General features: G+C 44.6%; 23 protein-coding genes and 1 riboswitch. Of the genes, 12 read left to right on the top strand and 11 right to left on the bottom strand.

From position 1 onward, the window contains the following. The first annotated feature begins 402 nt into the window (after positions 1–402). Complete coding sequence (malT, locus tag C5470_RS16265; RefSeq protein WP_036845807.1) at positions 403–3,117, top strand: HTH-type transcriptional regulator MalT; 2,715 nt, start codon at positions 403–405, stop codon at positions 3,115–3,117. A 63-nt stretch (positions 3,118–3,180) separates the two neighbouring features. On the opposite strand, the gene C5470_RS16260 is transcribed toward malT, so the two are convergent. Further along, entirely contained in the window at positions 3,181–4,377 is a 1,197-nt protein-coding gene (locus tag C5470_RS16260) for a multidrug effflux MFS transporter (RefSeq protein WP_166290711.1), read from the bottom strand. A 725-nt stretch (positions 4,378–5,102) separates the two neighbouring features. Between C5470_RS16260 and C5470_RS16255 the strand changes: the two genes are divergently transcribed. The 5 genes from C5470_RS16255 to C5470_RS16235 are packed head-to-tail and all read left to right on the top strand — an operon-like array spanning position 5,103 to position 9,868. Then, positions 5,103–6,353 carry a class-III pyridoxal-phosphate-dependent aminotransferase gene (locus C5470_RS16255; RefSeq protein WP_166290709.1) on the top strand — a complete coding sequence of 417 codons (1,251 nt, stop codon included), beginning with the start codon at positions 5,103–5,105 and terminating at the stop codon, positions 6,351–6,353. Continuing rightward, positions 6,353–7,414, top strand: a complete 1,062-nt coding sequence (locus C5470_RS16250) for a zinc-dependent alcohol dehydrogenase (protein ID WP_036845798.1) — start codon at positions 6,353–6,355, stop codon at positions 7,412–7,414. Before C5470_RS16255 ends, C5470_RS16250 begins: the two co-directional genes overlap by 1 nt. 13 nt (positions 7,415–7,427) lie before the next feature. Further along, on the top strand, positions 7,428–8,060 hold the full coding sequence (locus C5470_RS16245) for an HAD family hydrolase (RefSeq protein WP_166290707.1): 633 nt from the start codon (positions 7,428–7,430) through the stop codon (positions 8,058–8,060). Positions 8,061–8,120: 60 nt separating this feature from the next. Beyond that, positions 8,121–9,272: an MFS transporter gene (locus C5470_RS16240; protein WP_036845792.1), complete on the top strand. Its 1,152-nt coding sequence runs from the start codon at positions 8,121–8,123 to the stop codon at positions 9,270–9,272. Positions 9,273–9,286: 14 nt separating this feature from the next. Continuing rightward, complete coding sequence (locus C5470_RS16235; RefSeq protein WP_166290705.1) at positions 9,287–9,868, top strand: DUF1349 domain-containing protein; 582 nt, start codon at positions 9,287–9,289, stop codon at positions 9,866–9,868. A gap of 104 nt (positions 9,869–9,972) precedes the next feature. On the opposite strand, the gene C5470_RS16230 is transcribed toward C5470_RS16235, so the two are convergent. The 8 genes from C5470_RS16230 to C5470_RS16195 form a co-directional block, all read right to left on the bottom strand. Further along, entirely contained in the window at positions 9,973–10,446 is a 474-nt protein-coding gene (locus C5470_RS16230) for a carbohydrate binding domain-containing protein (protein WP_166290703.1), read from the bottom strand. Between the two features lie 401 nt (positions 10,447–10,847). Beyond that, positions 10,848–11,987, bottom strand: a complete 1,140-nt coding sequence (thiH, locus tag C5470_RS16225) for a 2-iminoacetate synthase ThiH (RefSeq protein WP_207627025.1) — start codon at positions 11,985–11,987, stop codon at positions 10,848–10,850. Continuing rightward, positions 11,987–12,754 (bottom strand): thiazole synthase, encoded by a 768-nt coding sequence (locus C5470_RS16220; RefSeq protein WP_152963732.1) that lies wholly within the window; start codon positions 12,752–12,754, stop codon positions 11,987–11,989. Before C5470_RS16220 ends, thiH begins: the two co-directional genes overlap by 1 nt. Position 12,755: 1 nt before the next feature. Next, a complete protein-coding gene (gene thiS, locus C5470_RS16215) occupies positions 12,756–12,956 on the bottom strand; it encodes a sulfur carrier protein ThiS (RefSeq protein WP_166290701.1) in 201 nt (66 codons plus the stop codon). Next, on the bottom strand, positions 12,953–13,702 hold the full coding sequence (locus C5470_RS16210) for a HesA/MoeB/ThiF family protein (RefSeq protein ID WP_166290699.1): 750 nt from the start codon (positions 13,700–13,702) through the stop codon (positions 12,953–12,955). The genes thiS and C5470_RS16210 overlap by 4 nt, the downstream gene beginning before the upstream one ends. Before the next feature lie 22 nt (positions 13,703–13,724). Further along, a complete protein-coding gene (thiE, locus tag C5470_RS16205) occupies positions 13,725–14,363 on the bottom strand; it encodes a thiamine phosphate synthase (protein ID WP_166290697.1) in 639 nt (212 codons plus the stop codon). Next, a complete protein-coding gene (gene thiC / locus C5470_RS16200) occupies positions 14,356–16,284 on the bottom strand; it encodes a phosphomethylpyrimidine synthase ThiC (RefSeq protein ID WP_166290695.1) in 1,929 nt (642 codons plus the stop codon). Before thiC ends, thiE begins: the two co-directional genes overlap by 8 nt. Positions 16,285–16,392: 108 nt before the next feature. Next, positions 16,393–16,519: riboswitch (TPP riboswitch) on the bottom strand. A 55-nt stretch (positions 16,520–16,574) separates the two neighbouring features. Continuing rightward, a complete protein-coding gene (locus C5470_RS16195) occupies positions 16,575–17,237 on the bottom strand; it encodes an HAD family hydrolase (RefSeq protein ID WP_152963736.1) in 663 nt (220 codons plus the stop codon). 160 nt (positions 17,238–17,397) lie between these two features. Here C5470_RS16195 and nudC point away from each other — a divergent pair, with 160 nt between their 5' ends. The 6 genes from nudC (at position 17,398) to C5470_RS16165 (ending at position 21,845) form a co-directional block, all read left to right on the top strand. Next, a complete protein-coding gene (nudC, locus tag C5470_RS16190) occupies positions 17,398–18,165 on the top strand; it encodes an NAD(+) diphosphatase (protein ID WP_166290735.1) in 768 nt (255 codons plus the stop codon). Positions 18,166–18,273: 108 nt separating this feature from the next. Then, complete coding sequence (hemE, locus tag C5470_RS16185; protein WP_166290693.1) at positions 18,274–19,338, top strand: uroporphyrinogen decarboxylase; 1,065 nt, start codon at positions 18,274–18,276, stop codon at positions 19,336–19,338. A gap of 4 nt (positions 19,339–19,342) precedes the next feature. Next, positions 19,343–20,011, top strand: a complete 669-nt coding sequence (gene nfi / locus C5470_RS16180; protein ID WP_166290691.1) for a deoxyribonuclease V — start codon at positions 19,343–19,345, stop codon at positions 20,009–20,011. Positions 20,012–20,088: 77 nt separating this feature from the next. Beyond that, positions 20,089–20,679, top strand: a complete 591-nt coding sequence (locus tag C5470_RS16175) for a YjaG family protein (RefSeq protein WP_166290690.1) — start codon at positions 20,089–20,091, stop codon at positions 20,677–20,679. 186 nt (positions 20,680–20,865) lie between these two features. Continuing rightward, positions 20,866–21,138, top strand: a complete 273-nt coding sequence (gene hupA / locus C5470_RS16170; RefSeq protein ID WP_021322843.1) for a nucleoid-associated protein HU-alpha — start codon at positions 20,866–20,868, stop codon at positions 21,136–21,138. Positions 21,139–21,203: 65 nt separating this feature from the next. Beyond that, a complete protein-coding gene (locus tag C5470_RS16165) occupies positions 21,204–21,845 on the top strand; it encodes a DUF1481 domain-containing protein (RefSeq protein WP_036845750.1) in 642 nt (213 codons plus the stop codon). An 18-nt stretch (positions 21,846–21,863) separates the two neighbouring features. Here C5470_RS16165 and purD read toward each other — a convergent pair whose 3' ends face one another. Together purD and purH are read right to left on the bottom strand one after the other, a co-directional pair. Next, a complete protein-coding gene (purD, locus tag C5470_RS16160; protein WP_166290688.1) occupies positions 21,864–23,147 on the bottom strand; it encodes a phosphoribosylamine--glycine ligase in 1,284 nt (427 codons plus the stop codon). Between the two features lie 21 nt (positions 23,148–23,168). Continuing rightward, positions 23,169–24,758: a bifunctional phosphoribosylaminoimidazolecarboxamide formyltransferase/IMP cyclohydrolase gene (purH, locus tag C5470_RS16155; RefSeq protein WP_166290686.1), complete on the bottom strand. Its 1,590-nt coding sequence runs from the start codon at positions 24,756–24,758 to the stop codon at positions 23,169–23,171. Positions 24,759–25,162 lie beyond the last annotated feature (404 nt).

The following is a 25,162-nucleotide window of genomic DNA, read 5'->3' as shown; positions in this document are numbered from 1 at the left end:
AAAAGGAAAATTTAGACACTATGCTGAATGCTCTCAGAGTCTAAAACATCATCCTGGAGAGGTATTAGTCAGGGTGGAGTAAAAGGGCGTAGTCGATAATCATATTCAGCTTGATTTTTAATCTATGTGAATTCATTTTTTCCTGGAGATTGATGGAATGGTTTGCGGTCGTCTTCCATAATTTATCGATGGAAAATGGAATTTGCTGTTCAAGAATGTGATAGGGCGCGCAACTTAATACAATGAGGTTCGCAAACAGGTTTGCAAAGGCTGTGTATTTCACTAAATTTGGTTGGGCTTATTAATGACATTATTACGGGCCGTGATATAAATTATCTAATAACATCACATAGGGTTCCGGCGCAGGTTTTATTTATCGCTTCTTATTGGGCACGGAAATCAATGCTTATCCCATCAAAACTGAGTCGTCCTGTTCGTCTGAATAATACGGTTTGGCGTAAACGCCTGTTGATCAGACTGAATGAGTCGTCTAACTATCGTCTTGTTCTGATAACCAGCCCTGCTGGTTATGGTAAAACCACATTGGTATCTCAGTGGGCGGCCGGGCAAGATAATCTGGGATGGTATTCTTTGGATGAAAGCGACAATCAGCCGGAGCGTTTTGCCAGCTATCTTATCGCGGCGTTGCAGCAGGCCACGCAAGGGCATTGCGCCAAAAGTGAAGTGTTGGCCCAAAAACACCAATATGCCAATTTACCCGCGCTCTTTGCTCAACTGTTTATTGAACTCAATGAATGGCGACGACCGATTTTCCTGGTGATTGATGATTATCACCTGATTATGAATAACATTATTCATGAGGCTATGCGATTTTTCCTGCGTCACCAGCCTGAGAATCTGACTTTAACCATCTTATCACGCAATCTGCCTTCTCTTGGGGTCGCCAATCTGCGTGTGCGTGAGCAATTGCTGGAAATCGATAGCCAGCAACTGGCTTTTGATCATCAGGAAACCCAGCAATTTTTTGACAAGCGTTTGACCCCATCGCTTGACGCCGACGATTGTAAACGCCTGTGCAACGAAGTGGCTGGCTGGGCAACGGCGCTTCAGCTGATTGCGCTTTCAGCGCGGCAGTCGTGTGATGCCGCTGAACTGTCGGCTAAACGCTTATCGGGCATTAACGCCAGCCATCTTTCCGACTATTTGGTGGATGAAGTATTGAATCAGGTGGACAAATCGACCCGTGAGTTTTTGTTGCGCAGCTCTATTTTGCGCTCTATGAATGATGGTTTGATCGTTTGTCTTACCGGTGAAGAGAATGGTCAACAGCGTCTTGAAGAAACCGAGCGTCAGGGGCTGTTTATCCAGCGTATGGACGATTCTGGCGAATGGTTTCGCTTTCATCCACTTTTTGCCTCATTTTTACGTCAACGCTGTCAATGGGAAATGGCATTGCAATTGCCTGAATTGCATCGTGCCGCCGCAGAAGGCTGGTTAGTTCAAGGATATCCGGGTGAGGCTATTCATCATGCTTTAGCGGCGGGCGATACCGCCATGTTACGCGATATTCTGTTGCAGTATGCCTGGTCGTTGTTTAACCACAGTGAGCTATCTCTGCTGGAAGAATGTATGAACGCGCTGCCTTATGAACAACTGTTGGAGAGTCCGCGTCTGGTGCTGCTGCAGGCTTGGCTGGCTCAGAGCCAGCATCGCTACTCAGAGGTAAATACACTGTTGAGCCAGGCGGAACAAGCACTGCATCAGAAACAGATTGCTATTGAGCCGGATTTACTGGCTGAGTTCGACGCTTTACGGGCTCAAGTCGCTATGAACAGCGGCAAGCCGGAGATGGCTGATAAGCTGGCGAAGAAGGCCTTGGCGGCTCTGTTGCCACAGAATGAATACAGTCGTATTGTCGCAACGTCAGTGGAAGGTGAAGTCTTACATTGTAAAGGCGAGCTGGCTGACGCATTGATGCGGATGCAACAAACTGAGCAGCTTGCGCGCCGTTTCCACGTTCATCACTATGCGTTATGGGCATTGTTGCAGCAAAGCGAGATTTTGCTGGCACAAGGGTATTTGCAGACCGCCTATGAAACGCAGAACAAGGCATTTGAATTGATCCGTGAACAGCATCTGGAGCAGCTTCCGATGCATGAGTTCCTTTTGCGCATCCGCTCACAGCTTTTGTGGTGCTGGTCCCGTCTTGATGAAGCAGAAGAGGCTGCGCGTCGTGGCTTGGAGGTGTTGTCGAACTTCCAACCTCAGCAGCAGTTGCAGTGCCTGACACAGTTAGCCAAATGTTCTTTGACCAAGGGAGATATTGATAATGCCCGCCGTTATTTGGCCCGTTGTGAAAACCTGTTGAATAATGGGCAATATCACAGAGACTGGCGAACCAATACTGACAAACTGAGAGTCATCATTTGGCAGAATATGGAAGAGAAAAGCGCGGCTGTTCGATGGTTGGCACAGACCGAGCGACCGGATAGTGTCGATAATCATTTTAATCAGGGCCAGTGGCGTAATATCGCCCGCGCTCAGATCCTTCTAGGCCTGTATGATGAGGCGGAATCTATTTTGGATATGCTGAATCAACATGCAAGAGAATTGCAATTAATAAGCGATCTGAACCGTAATCTACTGTTATGTAACTTGCTTTACTGGCATATAGGACGTAAAAGTGAAGCGCAGAATGCGCTTATCGAGGCGTTGGCTCTGGCTAACCGCACAGGATTTATCAGCCATTTTGTGATTGAAGGTGAGTTGATGGCCCAGCAGCTGCGTCAGCTTATCCAGCTGAATACTTTGTCTGAACTGGAGTTGCACAGGGCACAGCGCATTTTACGTGATATCAACCGTCAGCATCGTCATAAATTCGCTCATTTTGATGAAAGTTTCGTCACACAGTTGCTGACACATCCCGATGTCCCAGAACTTATTCGCAATAGTCCACTGACGCAGCGTGAGTGGCAGGTGCTGGGACTGATTTATTCAGGCTACAGCAATGATCAGATTGCCGCAGAGCTGGATGTAGCAACTACAACCATTAAGACTCATATCCGGAATTTGTATCAGAAACTGGGGATTGCGAATCGTCAGGAGGCGATTCAGCAGGCACAGCAACTGATGCAGATGATGGGGTTAGGTGTGTGACTTCCGGTGAGCAAGCCATTGTTCTGATCAGTGATACTGAACAATGGCTTTGCGTGACAGATTTTAAGATTTTAGCGAGACAATCCGTCCTTTCAGGCTGCGACTGAGTAAGTGTGCTGACAGGGTTAACACGGTACCCAGTAGCATCACCAGCATTAATGATTGTTTGGGTGGAAATGGTAACGCCATAGCGCCCAGCGAGATAATAGAGCCAACAGCCATCTGGACGAACCCTATCAATGCGGAAGCGACGCCTGCTTCTTCAGAATAAGGTTCCAGAGCGTAACTGGTGGCGGGTCCCATAACGAACGCTAAACCTGCACAAGCGAAAGCAACCGGTAACATATAACTTAGCCAGTGTTGGCTGGCTACGCTTGGCAGCAGATGCATTCCTGAGAACAGAGATAGGCAGCCCAGTGCCATCAGAATTGCCCCAAACAGCAAGCAGAAAGGGCGACCCGTTCGATGAAGGACTTTATTAGCGATCAGGAAGGCGATCATAGTCCAGAGTCCGTTGCCGCCAAAAATCAATGAAAATACGAGTGGTGAAATATGGCCTTCGGTCATTAACACAGTTGGCGCAAATGAAACATAAGTAATCATTATTGCCATGATGCCAGCGTTAACCAGTGCAAAATGCATAAACCGGGCATTACTGAGAATCTGATAATACTGTTTCAGCGGCAATCCATGAATGGGTTTAGTGTTTGCAGGGCGCGTTTCTGGCAGCCAAATGGCAATGATAAGCAGCACAATTACGGAGTAGCAGACCAAGAACCAAAATGGTGCCTGCCAGTTAAACATTTCAGCCAAAAGACCACCGAGTAACGGAGCGAGAGCAGGAACAATATTCAGTGTACTGTTGAGAAAACCGTAGGCTTTAGCTGCCTCGTCACCATTCAGGCGGTCGCGTACACCGCTGATGCAGACGACACTGGTACAGCAAACAGCACATCCTTGAATGATCCGTGCCGCGACAAAAATTTCGGAATTGGTTGAAAGTGCTGCGATCATAGAGCCAATGATATACAAGATGATCCCCAATAAGGCAACCGGTCGACGGCCAAATTTGTCTACCAATGGTCCGGCGATTAATTGTCCCAGTCCCATGATGAGCAGAAATAAAGAGATAGTCGACTGAATGACTTCATTATTAACTTGAAAATCTTCAGCAATGGCGGGGATCGTAGGTAAAAACAGATCGATACCCAGTGGTCCGAAAAGTACCAAACTAAGTAACAGAAAAATGTAATTTCGCATGTTTATTCTTTTAGTATTTCAAATAATTGTGGTGGCTTTGTTAGTAAATCGGCACAGTGGCACTGAGTTTCCAGCATAATTAAAGATTTTGTGTATGTCAGAGATCCTATTAGCGGGTTATTTCAAACTAGCGATAGGTTTATTTAAGTATCGTGCACAACCAATTATTTACTGCTTTTTCAAACCTGAACTTTATACGAGCTGCTTAACTGTGTAAACCGACCAGGCTGCTTCAGCACTTTTTTAAGGTATGTCAGACTATTAACAGCCTCTATCTAAAGCGCTCTATTTGAAATTATTTCATATATAAACAATTACTGTTTTTTTTATTTCTTCAGTAACTCATTTTCAATAAAAAACATATTGTTTCTGATAAATCATAAATAATCAAGATAGTTACCTATCAAAAAGGAAATAGTCATAGGCTATACAAATATTTTCATGGTTATCGTTTGAGGCAGAGCTGAAAGATTTTCGGGCAGTTCTACAGGATTTTAAACAGAATTATCTGTACTAGCCATATTTACTAGCAGTTCTGTATGTAATTAACAATACATTCAAAATAATAATGTATTTTATATAAAATACTTTAATTTTTTAAATGTTTTTTGGGGTTTTATCGTTTTTTTATTGATATAAATTAACTTTTAGTAAATATTCTCTTACTTGTTCACGATTATTGTGCTTTCTTATAGTTAGAAATGGTTAATTAAGGTGATGAGATTATGGAAAATGGAAAACGGTTTGAAGATATGCTTTCTCGCTTTGTTGGGGACGGTCCTTATCTGGAAATAGAGGGTGAAAAGTATATTGATGCAGCTTCGGGAACATTTAACCTTCCGCTTGGGTACACTAATCGCAGAATAGCAGAAAAATTGAAACAGCAAATCGACAGATGTACCCATTTGAGTTCAGCTTATACTCATGAAATGTCGCAATATATTCTGAATAAATTAGTTAAGCATACCCCTGAAGGAATTAATAGAATATGGCTGCGGGATGTTTCCGGCTCCGGGGCGGTTGAATGCGCAATTCGTATTGCTCAAAAAGCAACAGGGCGGTCAGGGGTTATCTCCTTCTTTCTGGCTCATCATGGTCAGTCTTTAGCTACAGCGCAAATTTCTGGTAATGCTTTTAGAATTAAAGAATTCCATGTCAATATTGATGGCTCTTTAAAAGTGCCGACTCCTGCCAGCGTAATGTCTGAATTGGAACCGAGCACAGAACCAAATCAGTATTTTGACCTGGAACAATTTATTCAGTTGGGCTCGAATGACAATATTGCCTGCCTAATCATTGAGCCTATTCAAGGAAATGGTGGAAATATCGTTTTCCCCGTTGATTTTTACCGTAAGATTAGAGATATCTGTCATAAACATGACATTATCATTATCGCAGATGAGGTGCAGACAGGGTTTGGACGCACAGGAACATTCTTCGCATCAACTGGTTACGCCAAAGAATTAGAACCAGATATTATTGTTTTCGCAAAAGGCGCAGGTGGTATAGGTATTCCTACCGGTGGTGTATTGATGCGTAGTTCATTGGATGTATTGGAGTCTTTCGAACATTCCAGCACATCAGGTGCTAACCCTCTTTCACTCACGGCTCTTAATGAAATTATCGATATTATCGAAGATGAACATGTTCTGGAGAATGTGCAGAGTCACGAAGCTTATTTGCGTAATGGCTTATTAGCATTACAGCGTAAATATCCAGAAATTACGGGTGTCAGAGGCGTTGGTTACATGTTTGGTTTTGATACGCCATCGCCGGAATTTGCTGCAAAAGCGATTGCAACTGCGAACAGCCATAATTTGATCATCCGGGGCTCTCGTTATGGGAAAGGCCGTGCACTCAAAGTTCGTCCTCCATTAATTTGTACTCAGGAACATTTAAGCGAAATTTTGCATAAATTGGATCTGACTTTTGCTGAGCTGACTTTAGATATGCTGGACAACAAGGAGGTAGCGTAATGAAAGCACTTAAATTTAATCAGGTATGGGATGTTCAAATCCGGGATGTTGAGCCGTTACACTGTGTTGAGCCTGATGATGTGGTGGTTGATATTGCGGTTTGTGGCGTTTGTGGTACGGATGTTGGGATTATCACGGGCTCTTACCCTGTTGCGATTCCAGGGACGACTCTCGGTCATGAAACGACGGGGGTTGTCACTCAAATAGGAAGAAGTGTCACGCGTTTTAACGTGGGTGACCGCGTGGTGGTCAACCCAACTTATTCCTGTGGGCATTGTCGGATGTGCCAGACAGGAAGCCCAAATCATTGTGAAAAAAAATTGGGAACCGAAGCTGGGGTTTCCTATGACGGAGCATTTGCTGAACAGTATCTGGCTAAAGAGAGTTCACTGATAAAACTGGATGATCATGTCAGCATGGAAGAGGCATCACTTACCGAACCGCTTAGTTGTACATTAACCGGTGTCGATAAGCTGGGTATCACTCATACTAATATTCGTGCAGCAGTGGCTGGCGCAGGTCCAATGGGGATGCTCTACATTTGGGCTTTACATGCCAGGGGCGTCAAGGCTTTCATGGTCGAGAAAAATGAAAGTCGTGTTCAGTTTGCCAGAGAAAACCTGCCCCCAGAGTGTGAGTTGTATACTGATTTTGATGAGGCTTTGGTTCAGAAATATGGCGATAAATCGGCATTGATCGATCTATGTGTAGATACTACCGGACAGTTAACCGAATACATTTTCGAACATCTAGCGCCTGGCGGAAAATTGCTGAATGTTGCGCTTAAAGATAAACATGCCAGCCTTGATATTCTTAAAATTGCGGATAAGAGCCTTTCAGTCATTGGTTCTATTGATTCTCTGAATAACAGCTTTGAACGTGCTTATACCATGATCCGTGATGGTATTATTCCGGCGGGTCGTCTGGTCAGTCAGATCTTTGATTTTAATGATTACTTGCAGGCTTTTCTCACTGTGGGTTGCGATATTGCGAGCAAAACCCAAAAACCGCTCTATACTCCAAACTGTAAAGTGCTGATCCGCATTTCCGATCTCAATTAATGGAGTTTTTCACATGGATAAATTTAATGTGATTTTTGATATTGATGGGGTCATTGTCGATAGTGAGCAATTGCACTTTGATGTTCTTTGTGCGTTGGCTCCTGATTACACACATCATGTACAACCGCAGCAACTTATCGGTCTGAGTTTGAAAGAAACGCTGGATTATATTGGGGTTCCAGCTCAGCAGCAGAAAGAGATCACTGACAAAATTGTTTCTGTTTACAAAGATAAGCTGTCCCAAAGTTACCTTCGCCCAGGGATTGCCAGGCTGATAGAGGCTTTACAACAGCACAGCATTCCTTTTGGTTTTGTCTCTACTGCGCCGCGTGAAGTGTGTTTGGCTAATATTGGATTATTGGGATTGAGCGAAAGCCCAGCGTTGATCTCCGGCGACGATGTTGTAAGAACGAAACCGAATCCCGATCCCTATCTTGCCATGTTGGAATTGAAGTCGATGGATGTTCATCAAACATTGGTAATTGAAGATACAGATTTGGGGATTACAGCAGCAGTACAGGCAGGTATTCCCTATGTGTATGCCTGGCCTCATGCGTTATCCGTTGCAGAACAGTATCAACAGGCAACCCGTATTATCGGAGTGCTGACAGATATTCCGCAATTTTCCAGGATTAGTTTTGCATAATTTAATGCCCTCCGTGAGTCACATCGGAGGGCGTTTTTATTTATATAGAAGGAGTATGAGTTGTCTGATCTGAATATGGTCTCTTTGGTAAAACAACCCATCATGGCGACGCGCGTCGCTTTTTTTATTGCCGGCTTTAGTCTTGCAAGTTGGGCTCCCCTCATTCCTTTAGCTAAAGAACGGCTGCAACTTGATAATGGCGCTATGGGGCTTCTGATGTTGGCGTTCGGTATTGGCTCTTTCATCATGATGCCGATGGCAGGAATGTTGGCTGCACGTTTTGGATGCCGGCAAGTTTTCACTTTATGTGCCCTGTTGGTGTTAGTGATGTTGCCAGGTCTTAGTGTATTACCTACACCGTTGACACTGGCCTGCGCTTTATTTGTTTTTGGTGCAGGTATTGGTGCGATGGATGTTGTAGTAAATATCCACGCTGTTATGGTTGAAAAAATGGCTCAGCGGCCAATTATGTCCGGCTTTCACGCGTTATTTAGTCTGGGGGGAATAGCTGGTGCAGGCTCGGTCAGTGCATTATTGTCTCTGGGAATATCACCCCTTCAGGTGATGTCAATGGCGGTATTACTGATTGTTTTATTGCTACTGCCGGCATGGAGTGGGTTGTTGAACGAAGCAGAATCGGGCAATACACCGTTCTTTGCTGTGCCCCATGGCATCGTTATTTTGCTGGGGTTTCTCTGTTTTGTTGCCTATATCATGGAAGGATCAATGCTGGACTGGAGTGGTATATTATTAACCAGTGTACATAATATCAGCAGCCATCAGGCTGGAATCGGTTATACCCTTTTTGCTATTGCCATGACATCTGGTCGCTTTTTGGGGGATAAGATCATTGCCCTTTATGGACACCGGCGGGTTTTTATCAGTAGTGCCTTATTAGCGACTTCTGGATTTATCCTTATTTACTCAGCATCAACAGCAATAATATTAGGACTTTCCTTCCTGATGGTGGGGGCTGGATTATCTAATATAGCCCCAATGCTTTTCACTGCTTCCGGTCAACAGAAAATTATGCCTGACTCGCTGGCAGTTGCGGCGGTTTCTACAATGGGATATTCAGGTATCTTACTGGGGCCTGCAATTATCGGGGGAATAGCACATATTGTGACATTACATGGTGCTTTTGCTTGTGTTGCTTTACTCTCTGTTTCCTTACTTGCAGGATATAAATTTATTAATCCAAGCGGAAGATGATAGAGGGAGTTCCTATGAGTTTGTCACAATATCATTGGCTTAATGAACCATCTGATTGGCAAGCTGGAAACGACTGGCTTAATGTTGCTACAGATCACAAAACCGATTTTTGGCAACAAACATGGTATGGTTTTCAACGTCATAGTGGTCATGTTTTTGGACGTTATATTGAGGATAATTTTACCTTTCAACTCTGTATTGAAGGATGCTTTGAACATTTATACGATCAAGCAGGAATCATGCTATTAGTGGATGAAAAACATTGGTTGAAAGGGGGAGTTGAATATTCTGACGGGCAGGCCACTATTGGTAGTGTACTTACACGCCACCATTCTGATTGGTCTATGGGAATATTTCCGGGTAATGCGAGTAAATTCTGGTTACGTCTGACCTGTGAAGAAGGATATTTAAGGCTTCAATATTCCACTGATGGTTTACGGTGGCCGCTATTAAGGTTATCTCCTTTTCTTGAGGATAAACAACGCGTCTTTGTTGGCGCAATGTGTTGTTCTCCAGAACGCCAAGGGTTACAGGTGAAATTTTCTGATTTCAGACTTACACCGCCAATAAAAAAACCATTGCATGATTTAAGTTAGGTAGGATTCTTTTCGAAGAATTACATTTGCTGAGACAGACGTTAAAACACCCGAAGCAATGAGCTTCGGGTGTTGAAATGTCAAACGATATCAAAGTTAAATGTTCAGGCTTTTTCTAAAATAAAACCGGTAAAGTCAGCGGTTGCTCCGCTTGGTCTGGGGCCAATTTGGTCTTTCAGCAAGTAAACGCGTAAAAGTCCTTCTTCATCTGTACTTAATTCGATAGTACCAGTTGTAAAATTGGTGCTATTTACAGCAAAAGATTCCGGACCAGATGTGCGATTCTGTAAACCAAAATAAGCTGCTGATGACTCTGCTGATAAACGAGCGGTACCAGTCAATTTATATTTAGTGTTAGGTTCTAATCCTTCTATAATTTGATCGATAACGCCGGAACCCGTAACGCTTTGGACTCTGAGAAAGTTAATTTCATTCTCGGATAAGATTTTTACCGTTTCAGGCACTGGGATTCTCCAACCGTTATATCCTTCATTAAATGAGCCGTTAACCAGTTCTTTATGAGAGTTTTTCTTATTACCAGAATAATCTTCGTTATCCAGGATTTCTTGTACGTTCATATTAGTCCTTTTTAAATAAATAGGAATGAATTTGATTTTTATTAAGTGCTTTGTTTTTCGGTGAGCACTTTATCAATGACAGGAGAATACTCAATCGTATTTTTTATTGATGGAGATTTGTAATTTGTTGTATCAATTAATAAAAAAATAAGATAAATGAATGTAAGTTTCAATATATACAGTGTACATAGTCTCTTTCTTCTCTTCAGTATCGGTGTAAATTTATTCGCTCCTTGCATTCAACGTTGCTGAATAATCCGCTAAGATAGGTCAGATTTGTGTTATTTAATTTATTAAATATTCTGAAAACTTAATAAATTACTTGATAAAAAAGGAGTGATAGACGATTAATTAGGGGTTATTAGATAGGAGTCCTTTCCTTACGATAAATCCCTGTTAAATTATCGGCCTAAATAACCATCCCAATCTTTCCAGACAGGTTGTAATCCGGCTTTAATTAATACGTTCGCGACCTGATAAACAGAACGATTATCATACGGAATAAATTGTTCCAATTCTTCGTGGCTATTATTTGCATAACCACCGGGCTGTGTTTTAGAACCTGCACTGACATTGTTGATTGCCAGTGGTATAACGTGATCACGGAAGAATGGGGATTCACGAGTAGAAATAGAAAGCTCAACATCTGGCGCAAACAGACGAAAAGCACAAATCAGTTGTACCAGTTCTGCTTCACTCATTAGTGATGCAGGTTCAATACCTCCGGCACAAGGCCGCAAACGTGGGAATGAAATTGAATAACGACTTTGCCAGTATGTGCGTTGTAAAAAGAATAAATGTTCAGCCACCATATAACAATCTGTCCGCCAGTGGTTAGATAGGCCAATTAATGCCCCTAAACCAATTTTATCAATTTTTGCCCGGCCAAGACGATCCGGTGTTTCTAGTCGCCAATGAAAATCTTGTTTCTTACCCCGCAGATGATGCAGCCGATAAGTTGGTTCATGATAGGTTTCTTGATAAACCATTACACCATCCAGCCCCAATGTTTTGAGTTCTGAATATTCTTCCTGAGTCATTGGCTGGACTTCCATCATTATGGAACTGAAATGTTCACGGATAAGTGGCAGATAACGGCGGAAATAGTCCATACCTACTTTACTTTGATGTTCTCCCGTGACTAATAGCAGATTGTCAAAGCCCAGAGCTTTAATCGCCTGACATTCTGCAATAATTTCGTCTTCATTTAGTATCTTGCGCTTGATGTGGTTACTCATTGAGAATCCACAATAGGTGCAATCATTGGCGCACAAATTCGAGAGATAAAGCGGCACATAAAAACCAACGGTATTACCGAAGCGTTGACGAGTCAATTTCTGTGCTCGTTGTGCCAGCGGTTCTATATAGGGTTTCGCCGCTGGTGAGATCAGCGCCATAAAATCATCCAGATTTAATTTGTGGCTGCCCAATGCCCGTTCGACATCCTGCGAAGTTTTGCTGTTAATGCGAAGGGTAATGTCATCCCAACCCAGTTGCTGCCAGCGATAACCAAAACTGTTGTTCAAAAGATGATTAGCCATTAGAACGTTCCCAGAAAATCAGTCAATGGGCTGGATGCAACAGCGTGTTGTTTTCGACTTGCTAAACCAGCCTGATAGGATAATTCGCCTGCTGCAATTGCCATGCTAAATGCCTGTGCCATTTTTACTGGGTTATGCGCGACGGCAATAGCGGTATTGACCAATATGGCATCAGCACCCAGTTCAATCGCTTCCAGTGCATGGCTTGGTGCGCCGATGCCCGCATCGACAACCACTGGCACCTGTGCTTGCTCAATAATAATTTGCAGGAAATCCCGGGTTAGCAGTCCCTGATTAGAGCCAATCGGCGCGCCCAAAGGCATGACTGCCGCGCAGCCCACTTCTTCCAGACGTTTACACAAAACAGGATCCGCACTGCAATAAGGTAGAACGACAAATCCGTCTTTGACCAGCATTTCAGCGCCTTTGAGCGTTTCGACCGGATCGGGCAGCAAGTATTTCACATCAGGATGGATCTCCAGTTTGATCCAGTTTGTTGCCAACGCTTCACGGGCCAGACGGGCTGCGAACAGAGCCTCTTCTGCGGTTTTGGCTCCAGAAGTATTTGGCAGCAATTTGACGCCAAGTTTTTGTAATGGTGCCAGAATAGCGTCATTACCTCCCTGCAAATCAATGCGTTTCATCGCCATCGTGACAAGCTGACTGCCAGAGGCAGCTATAGCCTGAATCATTAAATCTGCATTAGCGAATTTGCCTGTACCAGTAAACAGACGGGAATCAAAAGTAGTATCAGCGATCTTTAACATATCAACCTCCGGCAATAGCCTGAAACAAAAGGATATTGTCCCCATCATTAACTTGGTACGTACTCCAGTTCGAACGCGGAATAATGGTTTGATTAATGGCCAATGCCGTTCCCGGTTGTGACCATTCAAGTTGTTCCAGTAATTGTTGTAGAGCCAGAGGAGCGGTAAGCTCCATCAGCTGGTCATTTATAGTAATTTTCATGCCATATTTCCGCAGATTGGGCATTGCTGCGATTGACTGAGCTGTAGCGTGCTCCAGCTTTGCTGCTTACCATCAAACAGCCGAAGTTTACCGCTCAACGGAGAGGGAAGTCCGGTTAACATTTTGATGGCTTCCAATGCCTGTAATGTGCCGATGACGCCGACTACCGGACCTAATACACCCGCAGTTCGGCAATTGCGCTGTGGTTCTTCCTGATCAGGGTAGAGACAGGTATAGCAGCCGTGGGAATAAGGGGGCTCAAGCACCATAAGCTGACCGCTGAACCCAACAGCACTGCCACTGATTAAGGGTTTGCGTGTGGCTACACAAGCTGCATTGATAGCGTGGCGAGTTGCCATGTTGTCACAGCAATCAAGAACCAGATCGACCTGTTTTACGATTTTTTTCAGTGATTCCACATCTTGACGTTGATTAAGAACGGTTATTTTTACCAGTGGATTCAGCGCATTGAGTTGATTTGCTGCAAGTTCAGCTTTTGCCGAAGGGATATCCTCTGTGCGGTAAAGGATTTGCCGTTGTAAATTGGAGATGTGCAGTTGGTCATCATCCGCGAGATAAATTGTTCCCACACCTGCCGCGGCGAGGTAGAGAGACGCAGGGGCACCCAGCCCTCCCAGACCGACAATCAGTACACGGCTGGTTTTCAGTTTTTCCTGCCCTTCAGGGCCGATATCTTCCAGCAACAGTTGTCGGCTGTAACGCATAAATTCTTGATCATTCAGCATAAGAACCTCTCAATACCTTCAACTAAATGCCTTCAACCAGATGAAGCAATTGCGCTGTTGTCTGACGCCAATCCTTTGCTTTGGTAATCGCACTGACCAGTGCCACACTACCAACTCCTGTAGCAATAACATCCGGTACACGTTCAAGAGAGATGCCTCCGATAGCGACAGTAGGATAATCCGGTGTGTTTTCTACCTGTTGTTTTAGTGCTGCTAGCCCTTGTGGGGAAGAGGGCATTGTTTTGGTAGTCGTCGGGAAAATATGGCCGAGGGCGATATAAGATGGACGTAAAGATTTTGCCCGTGCCAATTCTTGTTCATTGTGAGTGGAAATGCCTAACCGCAATCCGGCTTCCTGGATTGCATTCAGATCGGCGTTATCCAAATCTTCCTGTCCCAGATGAACACCGTAAGCGCCATGTTTGATCGCCAGTCGCCAGTAATCGTTAATAAATAAACGAGCGTTATATTGGTGGCCCCGCATGATGGCCTGCTTAATTTCTCCCTCGACCTGATCTTCTGGCAAGTCTTTGATTCGTAACTGGATGGTAGTAATTCCTGCCTTTAATAGGCGGGAAATCCACTCTAGTGAATCCACGACCGGATACAGCCCCAATCTGTGTTCCGTCGGGGCAAATGGGGCATTAGGCAGATTACTCATGAGAGATTCCCTCCGCACTATGATACAGCTCGCTACCGCGGGCGCGGAATTCTTCTGACATCTGTTCCATACCGGCGGCATAATCGCGTACTTCCTGAGAGATCTTCATCGAGCAGAATTTAGGCCCGCACATAGAACAGAAATGAGCAATTTTACCGGAGGCTTGTGGCAGAGTTTCATCGTGATAGGCACGTGCGGTATCTGGATCGAGCGCCAGATTAAATTGATCTTCCCAACGGAATTCAAATCTTGCTTTTGACATCGCGTTATCACGGATTTGTGCGCCTGGATGGCCTTTGGCGAGATCGGCAGCATGAGCAGCAATCTTGTAGGTTATCAGCCCTTGCTTAACATCATCTTTGTTTGGCAGCCCAAGATGTTCTTTTGGCGTCACATAACAGAGCATGGCGCAGCCAAACCAGCCAATCATCGCTGCACCAATGCCCGAAGTGAAATGGTCATAACCTGGTGCAATATCTGTCGTCAGTGGCCCAAGAGTATAGAAAGGGGCTTCATGACAGTGCTCCAATTCTTCTGTCATATTGCGGCGAATCATCTGCATTGGCACATGTCCGGGGCCTTCGATCATCACCTGAACATCATATTCCCAGGCAATTTTGGTTAGTTCGCCTAATGTGTGTAGTTCTGCAAACTGGGCTTCATCATTGGCATCTTGAATAGAACCGGGGCGCAAGCCATCTCCTAAGGATAGAGAAACATCATAAGCAGCACAGATTTCACAAATCTCGCGGAAATGTTGGTAGAGGAAGTTTTCCTGATGATGAGATAAGCACCATTTCGCCATAATTGAGCCACCGCGGGAAACGATCCCGGTGAGGCGTTTGGCTGTTATCGGTACATAGCGCAGCAGAACGCCTGCGTGAATAGTGAAGTAGTCCACCCCTTGTTCTGCTTGTTCCAGCAAGGTATCACGGAACATTTCCCAGGTGAGGTTTTCCGCTACGCCATTAACTTTTTCCAGAGCCTGATAAATGGGGACTGTGCCGATAGGAACCGGGCTATTACGTAAGATCCATTCGCGGGTTTCGTGGATATAACGGCCAGTGGAGAGATCCATTACCGTATCCGCTCCCCAACGGGTAGACCAGATTAGCTTTTCCACTTCCTCCTCAATAGAAGAGGTTACCGAAGAGTTACCGATATTGGCGTTAACCTTCACCAGAAAATTACGACCAATAATCATTGGTTCTGATTCAGGATGATTGATATTGGCAGGAATAATCGCCCGGCCAGCCGCGACCTCCTGACGGACAAATTCTGGTGTGATATTTTCTGGCAACTGAGCGCCGAAGCCTTGCCCGGCATGTTGTTGGCGTAGTACATCGCCGTGGATACGTTCACGTCCCATATTTTCCCGTAGTGCGATAAATTCCATTTCCGGTGTGATGATGCCTCTACGGGCATAGTGCAATTGAGTCACTCGTTTGCCTTTACCGGCTTTTAATGGATGAGGGCGGTTATTGAAACGTAAATGATCGAGACCAGCATCCGCCAGGCGTTGCTGAGTAAAATCAGAGCTGAGGGCAGTAACGGGTTCTGTATCTTGGCGTTCGTCGATCCATTGCTGGCGCAATTTAGTTAACCCAACATGCACATCCAGCATGGAATCAGGATCGCCATAAGCACCAGAAGTATCGTAAACAGGGATAGCTTCGTTTTCCTCATATCGCGGTTCTTCTTTAGTTCCACCAATTAAAGTGGGCGATAACTGAATTTCCCGCATTGGGACTTGGATATCGTCACGTGAACCTTGGAGATAAATTCGTCGAGAATTAGGGAATGCGACTCCCTGAATAGAATTAATAAATTCCTGAGCGGCATCGCGTTGAGCTTGACGTGGACGTGCCGTGCTGGGTTTTGGTGAAATATCAGTTGCAGGGATAACAATATTATTAGACATAGCAAATTCCTAACCGTGTTATTGGGAAAGTTGCTTGTCTGGAGCTCGCAGGGAGTAATAATTGATGGCTGGATGGACTCTTGGTAAGAAAACCGGGTGAGCCGACAGCGGTTGATTACTCTTGTTCCACTTCGCGGGTATTAACCCGATCAGGTTCTGCGGATCCCGAATTAACGGTCTCAGCCTGTGTATGCTGCGATAAAACAGCTTACGCTAGGCACTCCGACAAGAAAGTAGGCATAAGTATAGAAGGGATTATGAAAACTACAACCCTTACTGATTGAAAGTATTTACAATGACCAGGTTAATTGTTGCCAGCCATGTTGTTGTGCTTCGGCTTTTAAACGGGCATCGGCATTGACAGTAATGACCTCATCGGCAAATTGGCACATTGGTAGATCATTAATTGAATCACTGTAAAAACGGATAATTTCAGGATAACTATTTTGTTGTTCCAGCCACTGTTTGATTCGTTTGACTTTACCTTCACGAAAAGTCGCAATACCGTCTATTTTGCCGGTATAGCAGCCATTTTCCATCACCATATCAATGCCTAGTGCAGTGTGAATATTTAATTCGGCAGCTATCTTTTTCACAATAAAAGAGACGGTGGCTGAAATAATCATGACTGGAACCTGCTGCTGTTGATACTCTTCAAGCAGAGCTTTGGCTTGTGGGTAAAACCGTGGTCTGATTTTCTCTTTAACAAATTCGGTGAGCCAGACATCAACCCGCTCTAGCGGAACCTGATGTAATGTTTCCAAGCTGAATGCCAGATAGTCATTCATATTCAGCATACCTGCGCTGTAATCAGCCATCATTTTTTTGTCTGCTTCGATAAAGCTGGGATCAGTAATTATGCCTTTTTCCCATAAGAATTCTGTCCATATAGCGCTGGAATCACCGGAGATTAAGGTGTCATCCAGATCAAACACTGCAAGCGGTTGTGGCATGATGTTGTGTTCCTCAGGTCAAAGCACATTGATAGCTGAGAATCATGCCTGTCACTGTCTGGTCAGGCAATACAATATATAATAATAAGACACTCTTTTTCTGATGAAAAAGCGTATGATTTATACACATATTAGAATAATTTAAGATGTCATAGTGATGATGCAACAACAAATTACAGGTACAAAACGTGGCTGGTGGATTATTAGCTATGAAAATCGTATTTGGCTCCCTAAAGGTGAATTACCCTTTGGAATAGCGGCTCAATGGTCACTGCAAGGAAAAATAGCATTGCCTATTGGTGAATGGCAGGGAGAGAAAGTTTGGCTTATTCGTCAAAAAATGTCTTCCGATATGGTTTCGCTACGGGAAATTGTTTCAAGTGAGTGCGGATTGTTTCAGTTAGCTGGTCGGGGAGTACAGCTAGCAGAGTTTTATCGTGCTCATCAATATTGTGGTTATTGTGGCAATGAAATGTACCACAGTGTCAGTGAATGGGCTTGTTTGTGTAACCACTGCCATGAGCGTTATTATCCGCAGATTGCGCCTTGCATTATTGTCGGTATTCGCCGTAATGATCAGATTTTGCTGGCGCAGCATCAACGTCATCGCGGGAATATGTACACAGTACTAGCGGGATTTGTCGAAGTAGGTGAAACACTCGAAGAAGCGGTATCCCGCGAAGTAATGGAAGAAAGTAATATTAAAGTCCGTAACTTACGTTATGTGGCTTCTCAGCCGTGGCCTTTTCCTCATTCATTGATGATGGCATTTCTGGCTGATTATGACAGCGGTGAAATCCGTCATGATCCGAAAGAGCTGATTAGCGCAGACTGGTATCGCTATGATCAACTGCCATTGATCCCGCCAGCCAATACGATTGCCCGCCGGTTGATTGAAGATACGGTTGCTTTATGCCGAAATGCGTAATGTACTGTTTGGTGCGATTCAACGGGAGAGATTTGCCTGTCATGTTACAATGGCAGCAAATCATTGCAGCCAGATAATATTGCGGCCAATAAATAAATGGAGCCTGTTATGAATGAGTTGAAAAACGACCGCTATTTGCAAGCCTTACTACGCCAACCCGTTGATGTTACACCTGTATGGATGATGCGTCAGGCTGGTCGCTATTTGCCGGAATATAAGGCTACCCGTACCGAGGCAGGTGATTTTATCTCTCTATGTAAGAATACTGAACTTGCCTGCGAAGTCACTTTACAGCCTTTACGGCGTTATCCGTTGGATGCGGCGATTCTCTTCTCTGATATTCTCACTATTCCTGATGCAATGGGGTTGGGACTCTATTTCGAGGCAGGTGAAGGCCCGCGTTTTAAGTCCCCTATTTTAAGTCGTGCTGATGTTGAAAAACTGCCGGTTCCTGATCCTGAAATGGAGCTGGGTTATGTGATGGATGCAGTGCGTACCATCCGTAAGGCACTGGCGGGTCAGGTTCCTTTGATTGGCTTTTCCGGTAGCCCGTGGACACTGGCGACTTATATGGTGGAAGGCGGTAGTAGTAAGGCATTCACTAAAATCAAAAAAATGATGTATGCCGAACCCGCTGTCATGCACCTATTGCTGGGTAAACTGGCAGACAGTGTTATTCTTTATCTTAATGCCCAGATTAAAGCGGGCGCTCAGTCCGTGATGATTTTCGATACTTGGGGAGGCGTGCTGACGGGGCGGGATTATCGCGAGTTTTCCCTGCGTTATATGCACAAAATTGTTGATGGCCTGATCCGTGAAAATGAAGGTCGCCGTGTGCCGGTAACATTGTTTACCAAAGGCGGTGGGCAATGGCTGGAAGCAATGGCTGAAACGGGTTGTGATGCCCTTGGTTTGGACTGGACGACAGATATTGCTGATGCACGTCGTCGTGTAGGGAGTAAAGTGGCTTTGCAGGGCAACATGGATCCATCTATGTTATACGCCTCTCCAGAGCGGATTGAGCAGGAAGTTTCGACAATTTTGCAAGGTTTTGGTGTGGGTTCTGGTCATGTTTTTAACCTTGGTCATGGTATCCATCAAGATGTACTGCCGGAACATGCTGGTGTATTTGTTGAAGCGGTACATAAACTTTCAGCTAAATATCATCAGTAAAAATATGATTAACACGAAAGCATTACGTCAGGAACAAATAGAAAAGGCTCAGCAAGTCATTCGTCATGATGATTTTTCCTCACCAAAATTGATTGCTGGTGCTGATGTGGGCTTTGAACAGCAGGGAACGGTTACCCGCGCAGCTATTGCTGTTCTCTCTTATCCTACCCTTGAACTGGTGGAGTATCAGATAGCCCGAATTGAAACTACACTTCCTTATATCCCTGGTTTACTCTCTTTTCGTGAATATCCTGCATTGATGGCTGCCTGGCAGTCGCTGAAACATACACCTGATCTGGTCATGGTGGACGGCCATGGTATTGCGCATCCACGTCGTTTAGGTGTTGCCAGCCATTTTGGTTTATTGGCGAATGTACCTACTATTGGTGTGGCAAAACGTCGTTTATGTGGTGAAAGTGAACCATTGGATGAGCAACCCGGCAGTTGCCAGCCTTTGATTGATAAAGAGGAGCAGATTGGTTGGGTATGGCGAAGTAAAAAACGTTGTAATCCATTGTATATTTCTACAGGACACAGAATCAGTCTTGATAGTGCATTGCTATGGGTAGAGCGTTGTGTGAGAGGTTATCGCCTACCTGAAACTACCCGTTGGGCGGATGGTATCGCCTCAAATAGGGCGTTTTTTGAACAAATGATGCAGAAAAATCCTTAAATTCGGTGTAAGCGTGTGGATCTTCTTGAATTTCAGGTAAACTGCGAAGCAAATTATGCATTAATGAGTAAGAACTAATGTTACGAAACCCGATACATTTACGGCTGGAAAAACTTGAAAGCTGGCAGCATCTGACTTTCATGGCGAGTTTATGCGAACGGATGTATCCAAATTACCAGATGTTCTGTCGTCAGACAGCGTTCGCGGAACCTGCTCTTTACCGCCGTATTCTGGATTTGGTGTGGGAAATATTAGTTGTAAAAGATGCCAAGGTTAATTTTGATAATCAGCTGGAAAAGTTGGAACAAATCATTCCGTCAGCCGATGATTACGATATTTACGGTGTGTACCCGGCAATTGATGCGTGTATTGCGTTAGGGGAAATTATTCATGCCCGTCTGAGTGGTGAGACATTGGAGCATACAATTGCAGTGAGTGAAATTTCAATTCGCACCGTTGCTATGCTTGAAATGACTCATGCCGGGAAAGAAATGACCGATGAAGAATTAAGAGTATTACCTGCCATTGAACAAGAGTGGGACATTCAATGGGAAATTTATCGCTTATTGGCCGGCTGTGAAGAGCGGGATATTGAGTTGATTAAAGGATTGAAAGCTGACCTCCGGGAGTCAGGAATTAGCAACATAGGCATAAATTTAACGCAGTAAAGTGAAAAAACGTGATTTAATGCTTTAAATGCCATGTTCAAAGGCTTCACTTTTGCCCCCACTCTGTTCTACATTTGGGGGGTGAAAAGAAGTGGCTATCGGTGCGTGTATGCAGGGGTGCTGTCATTCGGCATATCCGTCGCACTCGATGCTTTGCAAACGATAAACACACTGTAAGGATAATCTATGAATAAGACTGAATTAGTTGATGCAATCGCAGAAAGCGCAGACCTGACCAAAGCTCAGGCGAAAGCTGCTCTGGAATCAACTTTGAATGCAATTACTGAATCCCTGAAAGAAGGTGATTCAGTACAACTGGTGGGCTTTGGTACTTTCAAAGTTAACCATCGCGCAGAGCGTACTGGCCGTAACCCTCAAACCGGTAAAGAAATTACAATCGCTGCTGCGAACGTACCTGCTTTCTCTGCTGGCAAGGCACTGAAAGACGCAGTTAAATAATTTCATTGCAAAAAAGAAAAGATAGAAGGGGTATTTATCCCCTTTTGTTGGTTCGTCAGGGGCTGATGACACTAGGATTCGTCTTCGCGCTCAGCGCCTGTACCAATCAACCAAAAGAACCTTCTTTTAGTGCAAGTGGATTCATCGCAGATGATGGCGTTGTCCGCTTGTGGCGCCTCAACGATCAAAATAGTAAGCCTCTGGTTCTAATGAGTGTTTACAGCCCTTACCGTAATGGCAATACCATCGTGACTTTTTATGAATATAAACAGGGCGATTTACGCCAAATTCGTCGTGAAATTCTGCATAATGAAAATCCATTGGCTGAACAACTTCGTTTAGATAAATCCGGTGATGTGATTTTTATGCAAAAGCAGTCAAAAACCCGGCGTGAACCACTTTCCAGTGATGATATTGTTCGCATGCAGTTTGATGCTAAACGGGTTCTTGAGTTAAGTGATGCGTTGATCGTGGGAAATGTGCGTTTGATGCAAGGGCACTGGCATAACGGCAAGGTCACTACCTGTGCAGGTGACACGATTGCCGTCGAGTTTGAACCTTACGCGAGGTCATGGCTTGAACAGCGCGAAAAAAGCAGTTACGGTCAATTAACAATTGCCTGGTTGGAAGCTTCGGCTGGCCGTGAATTACTGTTGGTAGCCAATAACGACTTCTGCCGTTGGGAACCGACGAAGGACAGCCTCTGACCTCCGTCAGTTTTGTGATTATTTCAGCCGGTTAATTGCCCGGTATCCAATATCCTTGCGATAAAAACAGCTACTCCATTCAATCTCTTCTGCTTGCTGGTAAGCATTTTTCTGTGCATCGGCAATGGTTTCTCCCAAGGCGGTAACACACAGAACACGTCCACCTGCGGTAATAACATCACCATCTTTCAGTACCGTACCTGCATGAAAAACTTTGCTACTTTCATTTTCTTGTTGGGGCAAGCCATGAATAATATCTCCTTTGTGATAATCAGCAGGATATCCGCCGGCAGCCAGCACTACACCCAGAGCAGGGTGTTCGTCCCAATCAGAAGTTTTACCCGCAAGCTTGCCTTTTGCACCGGCCAAACAAAGTTCAACTAAATCGGAACGCATTCGCATCATGATTGGTTGGGTTTCCGGATCACCAAAGCGACAGTTAAATTCAATCACTTTCGGTTCGCCATTCTGGTTGATCATCAACCCGGCATAAAGAAAACCCATATAGATATGACCTTCAGCAGCCATACCATTAACAGTAGGATAAATAATTTCTTCCATAATACGTTGGTGGATTGCATCGGTGACGACCGGAGCGGGTGAATAGGCCCCCATTCCCCCAGTGTTCGGACCCGTGTCACCGTCACCTATGCGCTTATGATCCTGGCTGGTTGCCATAGGAACAACATTCTTGCCATCGACCATAACAATAAAACTCGCTTCTTCGCCAGTTAAAAATTCTTCAATAACAATCCGATGGCCTGCATCACCAAATGCATTTCCAGCCAGCATATCTTTTATGGCGGACTGAGCTTCTCCCAGAGTCATTGCAACAATCACACCTTTACCCGCAGCCAACCCATCAGCTTTTATGACAATAGGTGCGCCGACTTTATCCAGATAGGCGAGAGCCGGTTCGATTTCTGTAAAATTCTGATAAGCCGCCGTTGGGATCTGATGGCGTGCCAGGAAATCTTTGGTGAATGCTTTTGAGCCTTCTAATTGAGCAGCTGCTTGAGTTGGGCCAAAGATAGTCAACCCTGCTTTTTGGAATGCATCGACAATACCAATGACCAATGGCGCTTCAGGACCAACGATAGTCAGCCCGATATTATGGCTTTGTGCAAATGCTAACAGGCTATTGATATCTGTCGCTGAGATATCAATATTTTCCAGATTGCTTTCCAGAGCGGTTCCTGCATTTCCTGGAGCAACATAGACTTTATCAGCCAAAGGAGACTGAGCTGCTTTCCATGCCAGAGCGTGCTCGCGTCCACCGCTACCAATAATTAAAATATTCATTTAGTTCACTCCTGCTATTGATTAGTGGCGGAAATGGCGCATGCCAGTAAAAATCATGGCGAGACCGTGTTCATCAGCCGCTGCAATGATTTCGTCATCACGGATAGAACCGCCTGGTTGGATAACACAGCTCACACCGACAGCCGCTGCTGCATCAATGCCGTCACGGAATGGGAAAAATGCGTCAGAAGCCATTGCACACCCCTGAACCTCCAAACCTTCGTCGGCGGCTTTAATTCCAGCAATTTTTGCAGAATAGACGCGGCTCATTTGACCTGCACCGATACCGATGGTCATATCATTTTTTGCATAAACAATTGCATTTGATTTGACAAATTTAGCGATTTTCCAACAGAACAGGGCATCTTTCATTTCTTGTTCCGTGGGTTGACGTTTGGAAACTACACGTAAGCTATCTGTAGTTACCATACCAAGATCGCGATCTTGTACCAGTAGGCCGCCATTAACACGTTTGAAATCAAGACCAGCAACGCGAGTTTCCCATTCTCCACTGACCAGAACACGGACATTTTGCTTGGTAGCCAATACGGGTAATGCATCTTCATTTATTGAAGGAGCGATAATTACCTCAACGAATTGGCGATCGATAATGGCTTGTGCAGTTTTAGTATCAAGTTCGCGGTTGAACGCGATAATACCGCCGAAAGCTGAGGTAGGGTCTGTTTTGAATGCGCGATCATAGGCTTCGTGAATATCTTTACCTATTGCTACACCGCATGGGTTAGCGTGCTTAACGATAACACAGGTAGGCTCTGCAAATTCTTTAACACATTCCAAAGCTGCATCTGTATCTGCAATGTTATTATAGGAAAGCGCTTTACCTTGTAATTGAGTTGCCGTTGCGATAGACGCTTCAGAGATATTCTCTTCTATATAGAAAGCGGCGTCCTGATGACTGTTCTCGCCATAACGCATATCCTGCTTTTTAGTGAGATTCAGATTCAGGGTACGAGGGAAGCGTCCTGATGGTTGAGTGATGTCACCGTAATAAGGCGGAACCAGTTTGCCAAAATAGTTAGCAATCATGCTGTCATAAGCAGCGGTGTGTTCAAATGCCTTAATGGCTAAATCGAAACGGGTCGATTGTGTCAGTGAACCTTGATTGTTATCCATCTCTTCAATGATTTTTTCATAATCATTACTATTAACTACGATCGCGACATCTTTGTGGTTCTTAGCCGCAGAGCGAACCATCGTTGGTCCGCCGATATCAATGTTTTCAACAGCGTCTTCCAAAGTGCAATCTGGTTTGGCAACGGTTTGAGCGAATGGATATAGATTCACAACTACCATATCAATTGGTGAGATTTGGTGTTGTTCCATGATCTCATCATCTTGCCTGCGGCGACCAAGGATTCCGCCATGTACTTTAGGATGCAGGGTCTTAACGCGTCCATCCATCATTTCAGGAAAGCCGGTGTAATCTGAAACTTCAGTAACCTTCAGACCAGAGTCAGCCAGTAAACGGGCTGTTCCGCCAGTAGAAAGTAATTCAACACCGCGTTGAGATAAGGCTTTTGCAAATTCAACGATCCCTGATTTATCGGAAACACTAAGTAGGGCACGACGGATTGGACGAGGCTGTTGCATTGGTTTGATCCCTTGGATTTTATAAGGCAATAACGTGTTATTGGGAAGAACCCACTATTATCAGGACATAAAAAATGGGCACTGCAATAATATTTCAGAACAGTCAGCTAAAACCACGCAATGATTTTAGCCATCGAATTGTAACGAAAACGTTTGCGTGATGCTCGATAAATTTTAACTCAACTAACCATTTGTGGATAAGTCTGTTGATAAATGAGTATAAAGTGGGGTTTTGCTGTGGGATTAATCAAACGATCAATTTTCTTTAAAATAACTATTGCCAGCGCCGAAGAACCCCCTATAATGCGCCACCACTGACCGACACAACGCTGACAAAACGTGTGAGGCCAGGCAGAGCAACGTGAATAAGCGCTTGACTCTGCGGGCGAAAAGCGTAGTATACG

It is taken from the genome of Photorhabdus stackebrandtii (assembly GCF_011189495.1).
Taxonomy (GTDB): domain Bacteria; phylum Pseudomonadota; class Gammaproteobacteria; order Enterobacterales; family Enterobacteriaceae; genus Photorhabdus; species Photorhabdus khanii.
This window is presented reverse-complemented; position numbering and strand designations above follow the sequence as displayed.